The organism is Nonomuraea sp. NPDC049421, from assembly GCF_040677005.1.
Taxonomy (GTDB): Bacteria; Actinomycetota; Actinomycetes; order Streptosporangiales; family Streptosporangiaceae; genus Nonomuraea; species Nonomuraea salmonea.
The window spans coordinates 291,227-301,107 of sequence record NZ_JBFAQA010000011.1 but is presented as its reverse complement, the minus strand read 5'-3'; the positions used below and the strand labels follow the sequence as shown (position 1 = coordinate 301,107).

Annotated in this window: 7 protein-coding genes and 2 rRNA genes; 3 read left to right on the top strand and 6 right to left on the bottom strand. The window is 69.3% G+C overall.

Annotated elements, in window-relative coordinates:
• Positions 1–75 (top strand): 23S ribosomal RNA (locus AB0K18_RS21200); the annotation flags it as partial.
• A gap of 75 nt (positions 76–150) precedes the next feature.
• Positions 151–267: ribosomal RNA gene (gene rrf / locus AB0K18_RS21195) — 5S ribosomal RNA — on the top strand.
• Positions 268–770: 503 nt separating this feature from the next.
• Here the strand turns inward: rrf and AB0K18_RS21190 are convergent.
• The 3 genes from AB0K18_RS21190 to AB0K18_RS21180 form a co-directional block, all read right to left on the bottom strand.
• Positions 771–1,265 carry an NUDIX domain-containing protein gene (locus tag AB0K18_RS21190; RefSeq protein ID WP_364916577.1) on the bottom strand — a complete coding sequence of 165 codons (495 nt, stop codon included), beginning with the start codon at positions 1,263–1,265 and terminating at the stop codon, positions 771–773.
• A 470-nt stretch (positions 1,266–1,735) separates the two neighbouring features.
• Entirely contained in the window at positions 1,736–2,269 is a 534-nt protein-coding gene (gene cpt / locus AB0K18_RS21185; protein ID WP_364916574.1) for a chloramphenicol phosphotransferase CPT, read from the bottom strand.
• A 90-nt stretch (positions 2,270–2,359) separates the two neighbouring features.
• Complete coding sequence (locus AB0K18_RS21180) at positions 2,360–3,196, bottom strand: PhzF family phenazine biosynthesis protein (RefSeq protein ID WP_364916571.1); 837 nt, start codon at positions 3,194–3,196, stop codon at positions 2,360–2,362.
• A gap of 168 nt (positions 3,197–3,364) precedes the next feature.
• Between AB0K18_RS21180 and sepF the strand changes: the two genes are divergently transcribed.
• Positions 3,365–3,748: a cell division protein SepF gene (gene sepF, locus AB0K18_RS21175; protein ID WP_355414820.1), complete on the top strand. Its 384-nt coding sequence runs from the start codon at positions 3,365–3,367 to the stop codon at positions 3,746–3,748.
• Positions 3,749–4,341: 593 nt separating this feature from the next.
• Here sepF and AB0K18_RS21170 read toward each other — a convergent pair.
• The 3 genes from AB0K18_RS21170 to AB0K18_RS21160 form a co-directional block, all read right to left on the bottom strand.
• Positions 4,342–5,676: a hypothetical protein gene (locus AB0K18_RS21170; RefSeq protein WP_364916568.1), complete on the bottom strand. Its 1,335-nt coding sequence runs from the start codon at positions 5,674–5,676 to the stop codon at positions 4,342–4,344.
• Between the two features lie 120 nt (positions 5,677–5,796).
• Positions 5,797–7,524 carry an arginine--tRNA ligase gene (gene argS, locus AB0K18_RS21165; protein WP_364916566.1) on the bottom strand — a complete coding sequence of 576 codons (1,728 nt, stop codon included), beginning with the start codon at positions 7,522–7,524 and terminating at the stop codon, positions 5,797–5,799.
• Positions 7,521–9,833: an HAD-IC family P-type ATPase gene (locus tag AB0K18_RS21160; RefSeq protein WP_364916563.1), complete on the bottom strand. Its 2,313-nt coding sequence runs from the start codon at positions 9,831–9,833 to the stop codon at positions 7,521–7,523. Before AB0K18_RS21160 ends, argS begins: the two co-directional genes overlap by 4 nt.
• Positions 9,834–9,881: the final 48 nt, after the last annotated feature.

Sequence of the window (9,881 nt, the reverse complement as noted above, 5' to 3'; positions counted from 1 at the left end):
GGGTTGATAGGCCGGAGGTGGAAGCATGGCAACGTGTGGAGCTGACCGGTACTAATAGGCCGAGGACTTGACCACAAAGCAGACTTTCTAGTTTTGCTCGCGTCCACTAGGCAATTCTGAGACAGCAAGCAGTGTGCTGTTTCGCGGGGTTGCGGCGGTTATGGCGGGAAGGAAACACCCGGTTACATTCCGAACCCGGAAGTTAAGCTTCCCTGCGCCGATGGTACTGCACTCGGGAGGGTGTGGGAGAGTAGGTCACCGCCGCACAATCTTTCAAGGGAAGGGTCTCAACGCCAGGTTCTGGTGTTGGGGCCCTTTCCGCATGCCCGGACCCCTTTTTTTCCGCATGGCCGGGGTCATCGGGTCGTCTTCGCATGGCCGAGGGTCTTTTCGGCGTGTTCCTGGTCTTGCTTGGAAGGTTGTGGTCTCGTCGTCTGTGCGGGTTTTCGGGGGTGGCGGTCTTTTCGCTTGCGGGTCTTCGAGGGCCGCGGTCTTTCGGATGACCGCTCGTCTTCTCGAGTGCCGGGGCTTCTTCGGTGGAGCTGGCTCTTGGGGCTGCTGCCGGTTTTCGGAGTTCGGCTGAGTCTTGAGTCGGTGGGCGGGGCATTTCCGGCGGCCCGGTTCTTCGTGGGTGGGGCGGTCGGTGGTTCTGGTTGGTGCTGCCGGCTCTTCTGCAACGCCGGCGCCTGTCCGTCTTGCTTGACGTTGTGGTGGTTGTTGTTCGGCTAGAGCCCCGGTTGGCATTTGGTCGGGGCCTTTTCGTGTTTTGATCACCTAGAGGGGCGGTCCGATGCTCCCTCGGAGGGGTTGGGGTCGTTCCCGTGGTGGGACCAGCCGCTGATTCCAATGGATTGGTTGCGGTGGTAGTGGTCGAGGCCGGCGATCGTGTATGGGACGGTGTTGTCCGGTAGGCGGTTGGCCGGGAACCATTCGACGGCGGCGCACTTGTGCGGTTCGGCGTTGATGATGTCACCTGTCCAATGACTGGTGGCGAAGAAGAAGCCGATGCGGGGCTTGCCTTCGGGGTTCAGGTGATGGAGGACGGTTGCCGGACGGAGGGAAGCGGGGTCGAGGTGGACACCGACCTCTTCCTTGGTTTCTCGTAGCGCGCATTCGATGACCGTCTCGTCCTCGTCCAGATGCCCTGAGGGGAGACAGAACCAGCCGTCCCGGTAGCCGGTGCCTTGGCGTAGGCAGAGGAGGATGTCGTTGCCTCGTTCAAGGATCACGTGGACGTCCACGGTGACCTGCTGGCGATGCGGCAAGAGACGTCCTCCCACAAGTCGGCGCTCTGTGACGGAGACGATGGTGCTGGGCTTTCGGGGGAGCCGTGGGTCGGGGTGTCGGTGGTGATCGGGCTCCTGAGTGGAGCCGGTAGGAGTGTTGCGGTCGTCGATGTGACCATCATGCGCCGCTGAGGTGCGCCCGGCCACCGCTGGTTGAGTGATCGTCGCGCGGTGTTGCCTGTAGGCACTTCTCACCTCCGCGCCTCAAACCCGCGCCCCGTGTCCCCCTGGCTGCCGTGTTCGAGCCCGTGCCGCGCAACCGCAGTCTCCCGAGGGCCCATGCCCCGAGGGCCCATGCCCCCGGAGGCGGGCCCGTTTGGGCCTTGTGCTTGGCGTTTTCCTGATCCGTGCCTGTCTGTCCGCTGGCCTCGTGGCTTCCTAACCTTCGGGCCTCATGGCCTGGCCCCGTCTTCCTGGTCGCGGGGGTGCGTTGTCGATTCCCCCTAATTTCAGGTGACGTGGGTGGCGATGGTGCGGGCGCAGGCCAGGGATTCGGCGTGGGTGGTGTCTACCTCCACGTCGTAGTAGACGCCTTGGTGGACCACGTCCGCTTGCTGGGCGGCCATGCCGTGGACGCGGTTGCCGCGGGCCAGCTCGCGGCCGGCGGCAACGTCGCTGTCGCATTTGACGCCGACCCATAGGACGTCGAGGCCGGCCAGGGCCTTCTGCCAGCGTTCCTGGGAGTGGGCGCCGCCGAGGAAGACGTCGTCGATGATGATGTGGGCTCCGGCGCGGGCCATCGCGGCCACGCCCTCGGACCAGGCTCGGTCGAGGGCGGCGAACTCGGCCCCGACGCTCACGCTGCCGTCGGGGCCGATGTCGAGGCCCGCCTCCGACGCCTGCAGTGCCGCCGGCAGCGCATCGACCATCGTGTCGACCCCTAGAGCAAGCCATGGGACCGGCAGGATGGCCTGCAGGCAGCGTACGATGCCTGACTTGCCAGAGCTGGATCCGCCGTTGAGCACGATGACGTCCGTTGCCATGCGGGCTACTTTACGGGGGTGCGGCGGTGGCCCGAAACGGGTTTTCGGCAGCTCAGCGAGCCCGCGAGCGTTTGGCGCGATCTTTCCGGGTCAGAGGTGCAGGGTGCCGGACATCACTGTGACCGCCTGGCCGGCGAGATGAACGCGATCGCCGGTGTAAGTGACGTGGACAATGCCGCCGCGCTTGGACAGCTGCGCCCCCACCAGGGACGTACGGCCGAGGCGGTCCGCCCAGTACGGCGCCAGGGCGCAGTGCGCCGAGCCGGTCACCGGGTCCTCGGGGACGCCGACGTTCGGGGCGAAGAAGCGGGAGACGAAATCCGGCTCGGTATGCGCATCTGCGGCCGTCTCGGTATCCGGCCTGTCCGCGCCTGCGGCTGTCTCGGTATCCGGCTTGTTCGCGCCTGCGGCGGTGACGATGATGCCTCTCGCGTCGAGTGCGGTGAGGGCGGGGATATCGGGGGTCAGGGTCGCCACCGTTTCCGCCGAGTCCACCTCCACCAGCAGGTCGAGCTGGCTTTTTCCGACCCGGACCGGCGTGACGCCGAGCGCTTTCTCCAGGCCGGGAGGAACAGTGGCGGAGGACACCTCCTTGGCTGGGAAATCCATTGTGATCATGTTGTCGGGGCGGCGATTCACGGTAAGGGTGCCGCTGGCCGTACGGAATTCGAGCGGGCCCGTCGCGGCTCCTGTCGAATAGAGCACGTGCGCGGTGGCCAGCGTGGCGTGGCCACACAGCGTGACCTCGACGGCGGGGGTGAACCAGCGCAGGGAATCTCCGAGCAGGAAAGCGGTCTCGGAGAGGTTCATCTCGGTCGCTACGCTCTGCATCCATCGGTCAGTAACCGGAGAGTCCAGCAGGCAGACGGCTGCGGGATTACCCTTGAAAGCTGTGCCGGTGAAGGCGTCGACGGTGAAGAGGCGCATGTGGCCGATGGTATACGGGGGGCGGATATCCAGCTGCAAGCGGGCTGCAAGCCGTACAAAATGGAATTAGGGCTGGGCGTGTCGCGTGGCGAATGCGGAATCGTCGGTTACCGTCCAATGTGTAGGGACGTGCCGATTACGGTGAGTTCCTGAGGAAAGGACAAGCCGATGGGGGCAGTGCGCAAGGTGGTGAGCTACCTTGGCCTGAGCGGGGTCGAGCACTACGACGAGGGCTACGAGTACGACGAGCAGTACGAGGACGAATACGTCCCGGCGACCGAGCGGGCCGCCCGCAGGTGGCGTGCGAACGTCGACTCGTCGCGGATCGTCATGGTGCAGCCGCTCAAGTACAACGACGCACCGTTGATCGGCCAGCATTTCCGTGACGGCCAGACGGTGATCATGGATGTCACGGGCATGTCGATGTCCGAGGCGACGCGGATGGTGGACTTCGCGGCCGGGCTGGCGTTCGGGTGCGAGGGCCGGATCGAGCGCATCGCGGAGCGGGTGTTCCTGCTCGCGCCGGCGCACGTGGAGATCGAGACCACCTGACCGGGTGGCGCCGGTTCACGCCGGCGATTCCGCGCGCCGGGCCCGGCCGAGGTGGCCGGGTGCCGTCTCGACGCCGTCGTGGCGCCGTGTCGGTCCCGTGTCGATGCCATGCGAGCTGGGCCGTCTCCCTCCCGGTCCCAGGCCGCGCCCATTCCCTGTTTTCGCCGGGGGACCCTTGGGCACTCCGGCCCTCACCCTTCGTGAACGCCCGGCCACTTCCATGAACTTCTACGAAACTGCTCCGAGCTTCTCCGAAATTTCTCCGAGGCTTCTCCGAGGGGCGGGCCGCCCATGCAAGGGCGGAGCCGAGGGAGCTGGCCGCCGAATGTGCGTCGTCTAGGGGGCGGGTCGCCGGATGGACGTCGTCTAAGGGGCGGCGGCCCTGTGGGCGACCGGTCCTGGTAGCGCTTCGCTCAGTGGGCGCTCATCTCGAGGGGACCGTCCGCAGCGGACGGACCGCCGTGACGGCCGGTCCGTGGTGTCGGTCCGTGACGGTCGGCCTGTGATGGTCGGCCCGTGGTGGTCGGCCCGTGGAGGCCGGCTTGGGCGGGTGGGTTGGCTGCGGGAAGGTCGGTGGTTTTGGTTGGGTTTGGTCAGTGGGCGGCGCGGGGGCCGCGGCGGATCAGGCGGGTGAGTTCTGTGGCGTCCTCGGCGGCTTCCTTGGCGCGGGCCTCGGCCTCCCGTGCGTACGCGTGCAGCGCCCACACCGCGCCCTCCGCCAGCTCCTTCAGCTCGCTGACCTGCCCCGCGACGTAACGGGCGTCGGCCTCGATGAGTTTGCGGCGCTGCCAGAGCTGCCAGCCGGCCAGGCCGATCATGGCGACGCCCGCGGCGGCGAGCAGGTGTTCGGCCACGACGGCGCCGATCAGGCAGGCGACGCCGAGGACGATGAGCACGATGGCGGCCCACGGGCGGCCGCGCGGCACCACGCCCTCGGTGAGGATGGAGTGCTCGGCCGCGGCCAGTGACTCCTGGTCGGGGCCCTCGGGGTGCAGCCGGATGCGGTGACCGAGCAGCGGCACGGTGAGCGTCTCGGGTGGTTCGAGGCGGCTGTCGGCTTCGAGCTCCTCGGCCACGCCGCGCAGGATGGGCGCGGCGACGTGCAGGGCGATCGCCGCCAGGTGCGGGTCTGCGCCGGGGCGCAGGTCGTCGAGCAGGTACGTGCTGAGCGAGGCCATCGGCCCGGCCGGCCCGCCCTGCCCGATGAGGGAGCGCAGCACTGCGAGCGGTTCGTCCTCGGCCCAGTTGCCGGCGGGGTCGCCGGCGCTGTTGTCGAGCGGCGCGCCGGGGGTCTGCTCGGAGTGCCGGGCGGAGGTGATCTCGGCGCAGCGGGCGCGCAGCCGGGCCAGGCGGGCGGCGGCCACGGCGGGCTTGGCCAGCTCGGGGATCTCCGCCATCTCCGGGAAGTCGGCCAGCGACGGCGGCACGACGACGGAGGGCTCGCCGGGCACCACTGCCTGCACCCACTGCTGGGCGTCGGCGTGGTTTTGGACGGCGAGGGCGTCGAGCTTGCGCAGCACGAAGATCTTGCCGGCGGGCCCGTAGGCGCCTCGGGCGGCGGCCAGCCAGAGCGAGCGCTGGCCGTGGGTGACGGGCCGGTCGATCGACAGCTCGCCGAACGCCGTGCCGAGCCAGGACGCGTGGATGCGGCTGCCCTGCCCGGAGACGGCGAGCGCGAGGCAGAGGAAGAGCGCGGTCTGCTGCTGGTCGCGCCCGGCGGCTCGGCTCAGCGGCTCGAGTGGGTCGTCGCCGGCGAGCAGCGCGACCAGCGCCTCGACCGCCGGTGGCAGCCAGTAGCCGGGTATGTCGCTGAATCTCGGTGCGGCCGGTGGTGCGGCGCCGTTGGCGGCGAGGTGCGCCACCAGCGCCTCGGCATAACGGTGCAACTCGGTCGCTGCTGGGGGGCTCGCAGTCAGGTCCGTGCTCAAGGCAGAGAACTCCCCGTTTCGGCCGCGGTTCATGACCGCGTAAAGCCTAGCCGTTGGGGCGCGCGAACCCGGTGGAGGCGCGCCCACGACGATAGGGGAGACTTTGAGCCAACTGCCGGTTTACATGCGCTCGGGGACAGGGACACCGAGGAGACCGAGCCCCGTTTCGAGCACCCGCAGGGTCAGCGCGCAGAGGGCGAGCCGGGAGGCGCGGGTGTCGGGGTCGACCCCTTCCTTGAGCACCGGGCACTGCTCGAAGAAGTCGGTGAAGGCGGAGGCGGTGGCGTAGAGGTACGCGCACAGCCGGTGGGGCTCGCTCAGCTCCGTCGCCTGCTCGACCACGCTGCCGAAGCCGAGCAGCTGCAGGGCGAGTGCCCGCTCCGGCGCGGCGCCGAGCCTGATGGGGCCGGTCGCGGTGGCGGGGTCGATCGCGCCCTTGCGGAAGATGGAGCGGATGCGGGCCTGGGCGTATTGGAGGTAGGGGCCGGTGTTGCCGGTGAAGGCCACCATGCGGTCGAGGTCGAAGACGTATTCGCTGTCGTGGCTGACCGACAGGTCGGCGTATTTCACCGCGGCCATGCCGACGGCGTGGGCGATCTCGTCCTGCGTCTCGGCGTCGTAGCCGCGCTCGGCGATCAGCGCGGCGGCCTTGTCGACGGCCGACTGGAGGAGGTCCATCAGCTTGACGGACTCGCCGGAGCGGGTCTTGAAGCGCCGCCCGTCCTTGCCGAGCATCATGCCGATTTGGACGTGCTCGGCCGAGACGTTGTCGGGCAGCCAGCCGGCCATGCGGGCGGCGGCGAACACCATGCGGAAGTGCAGCGCCTGGTCGCTGCCGACGACGTAGAGGATGCGGTCGGCCTTGAGGTCGTGGACGCGGTAGCGGACGGCCGCCATGTCGGTGGTGGCGTAGCCGTAGCCGCCGTCGCTCTTTCTGATGATGAGCGGCAGCGGCTTGTCGTCGGAGCCGGTGAAGCCGGGCGGGAAGACGCAGAGCGCGCCCTCGCTCAGTTGCGCGGTGCCGGACGCCTCAAGGTCGTCGCAGGTCTTCTGGAGCATGGGGTTGTACATGCTCTCGCCGGCGATGTCGGCGTCGGTGAGGGTGACGCCGAGCATGTCGTAGACCTTGTTGAAGTAGCGCACGGTGGCGTCCATGAAGACGTGCCAGAGCCGCAGCGTGTCGGGGTCGCCCGACTGGAGGGTGCCGACCCGCGCGCGGGCGCGTGCCTTGAACGCCTCGTCACTGTCGAACTTGGCCCGCGCCGCCTGGTAGAACTCGGTGCCCTGGCCGGCCTCGAGCTGGGCGATCGCGGCGGGCTCGCCGATGTCGAGCAGGTGCTCGATGAGCATGCCGAACGGGGTGCCCCAGTCGCCCAGGTGGTTCTGCCTGACGACGGTGTTGCCGACGTGTTCGTGCAGGCGGGCCAGCGAGTCGCCGACGATGGTGGTGCGCAGGTGGCCGACGTGCATCTCCTTGGCCGCGTTGGGCGCGGAGTAGTCGATCACCACGGTCTGCGGCGGGGCGCTGGTGCCGACGCCGAGCCGCTGGTCGGCGAGGATCTCGCCGGCCTCGGCCGCGATCCAGCCGTCGTCGAGCGTGATGTTGAGGAAGCCGGGGCCGCTGACCTCGACCGTGCCGGGGAAGTCGGACAGCTCGGTCCTGATCGCCTCTGCGACCTCCCGCGGGCTCCGTCGCAGGCGCTTGGCCAGGCTCATCGCGACGTTCGCCTGGAAGTCGGCGAACTGGGAGGGCCGGATCAGCGGGTCTGCGTCGGCGTGCTCGGAGCCGAACGCGCGGGCCAGCGCCTGCTGGACGCGCTCGGTGAGCACTTTCTGCGGGTCGGTCATGGTCTAAGGGTACCGGCGAGCTTGACCGCCACGCTTATCATCACGGCCGCCACGAGGGAGATGCCGACGGCGGTCAGGTCGTTGCCGAGATCGCCCGGCCGGAGGGCGAAGAAGTCCCTGACGAACGGCAGCGCGAGCCCGATCGCGAACAGCACCGCCATGGCCCCGACCAGCGCCCCGCGCCACCAGTTGAGCGGCCTGGCGATGAGCACGAGCACCCACCAGGTGGTGAGGAAGAGGGTGATGACGGCGGCGGTCTGGTGCTCCAGCAGATCGGCGGAGTCGTGGTGGGCGGCCCAGAACGTCGCGAGCACCGCCAGCGCGCACAGCACCCCGGCCGGTACGGCGAAGCGCATCACCCGGCGCACGAATCCGGGCCGCGAGCGTTCGAGGGTGGGCGCGAGCGCGAGGAAGATCGCGGGGATGCCGATGACCAGCGCGTTCGTCAGGGTGGAGTGGCGGGGCGCGAACGGGAAGGCGATGCCGGCCAGCCCGACGAGCAGCGACAGCACGATCGCGTAGAAGGTCTTGGTGAGGAACAGGTTGGCGACGCGCTCGATGTTGGCCAGCACGCGGCGGCCCTCGCCGACGACATGGGGCAGCGTGGCGAAGGTGTCGTCGAGCAGCACGACCTGCGCGACCGCCTTGGTGGCCGGGCTGCCGGCGCCCATGGCGATGCCGAGGTCGGCGTCCTTGAGCGCGAGCACGTCGTTGACGCCGTCGCCGGTCATGGCGACGGTGTGGCCGCGGGCCTGCAGCGCGGTGACGAACGCGCGCTTCTGCTGCGGGGTGACCCGGCCGAAGACGGTGTGGCGGTCGAGCAGCTCGCCGAGCGCGGCGGGGTCGGCGGGGAGCGTACGGGCGTCGACCGCGCGCTCGGCGCCGGGGATGCCGAGGCCGGTGGCGATGGCCGAGACCGACAGCGGATTGTCGCCGGAGATCACTTTGACCGTGACGCCCTGCTTGGCGAAGTAGCGCAGGGTCTCGTGGGCGTCGGGCCTGATGCGCTGGCTGAGCGTGACGAGCGCGACGGCCTCGATCTCGGCGTGCCCGTCCTGAGCTTGCTCCAAGCTGTCGGTACGGCACAGCGCCAGCACGCGCGTGCCCGACGCGGCCAGCTCGGTGGCCCTGTCGTAGGCGTCGCCGCCCTTGAGCAGCACGTCGGGGGCGCCGAGCAGCCAGGTGCCTCGCGTACCGAAGTCGGCGCCGCTCCACTTGCGGGCCGAGGAGAACGGCACGCTCGCGCGGGCGCTCCAGCCGGCGGGCGTGTCGGGGTGGCGGGACCTGATGGCCTCGGCGGTGGCGTTGGGGTGGTCGTCGAGGTTCGCCAGAGCGGCGAGTGCCTGCTCGACGGGCTCGCCGTCGCGTACGGGCAGCACCTGGTCGAGGTCCATGCCGCCGGCGGTGAGCGTGCCGGTCTTGTCGAGGCAGAGCACGTCGACCCTGGCCAGGCCCTCGATGGCGGGCAGCTCCTGGACGAGGCAGCGGCGCCGGCCGAGGCGGACGACGCCGACGGCGAACGCGATGGAGGTCATCAGCACGAGCCCCTCGGGGATCATGGTGACGATGCCGGCGACCGCGCCGGTGATGGCGGTGCCCAGGTCGGCCGAGTGGTTCAGCTGGCTGTAGATGAGCAGGGCGCCGATCGGGACGACCAGCCAGGTGATGTATTTGATGAAGTTCGCCACCCCGGCGCGCAGCTCGGAGTGGGCGAGGTGGAAGCGGCTGGCCTCCTCGGCGAGCCGCACGGCGTAGGCGTCGGTGCCGACCCTGGTCGAGACGAACGCGCCCGAGCCGGCCACCGCGAAGCTGCCCGACAGCACGCGGTCGCCCGGCCGCTTGTGCACGGGGTCGGCCTCGCCGGTCAGCAGCGACTCGTCGATCTCCAGGCCGTCGGAGTGGACGACCTCGCCGTCGACCAGCAGGCGGTCGCCGGGGCCGAGCAGGATGAGGTCGCCGAGCACCACGTCGCGGGGAGCGACCAGGCGTTCTTCGCCGTCGCGGCGTACGCGTACGGGAGCCTCGTTGATGACCGCGAGCCGGTCGAGCGTGCGCTTGGCGCGCAGCTCCTGGACGATGCCGATCAACGCGTTGGCCACGATGACCAGCCCGAACAGGCCGTCCTGCCACTCGCCGAAGATCAGGATCAGTGCCCAGAGCACGCCGATGACCAGGTTGAACAGGGTGAACACGTTCGCCCTGAGGATGGCGCTCAGCGACCTGCTCGATCGGCGCGGCACATGGTTGGCCTTGGCCCCCGCTACTTGGGCGGACGTGAGCCCGTGGACCACCGAGGTGAGCCCCTCCACATAACCCCCCGTTTGTGTGGATCGGTCACACCCTAAAGGGTCGGCGCC

What these genes read in the sequence shown, in the direction of transcription:
- sepF (WP_355414820.1), top strand. Translation starts at nt 3,365, where the DNA reads ATGGGGGCAGTGCGCAAGGTGGTGAGCTACCTTGGCCTGAGCGGGGTC.
- cpt (WP_364916574.1), bottom strand. Translation starts at nt 2,269, where the DNA reads ATGGCAACGGACGTCATCGTGCTCAACGGCGGATCCAGCTCTGGCAAG.
- argS (WP_364916566.1), bottom strand. Translation starts at nt 7,524, where the DNA reads ATGACCGACCCGCAGAAAGTGCTCACCGAGCGCGTCCAGCAGGCGCTG.
- AB0K18_RS21180 (WP_364916571.1), bottom strand. Translation starts at nt 3,196, where the DNA reads ATGCGCCTCTTCACCGTCGACGCCTTCACCGGCACAGCTTTCAAGGGT.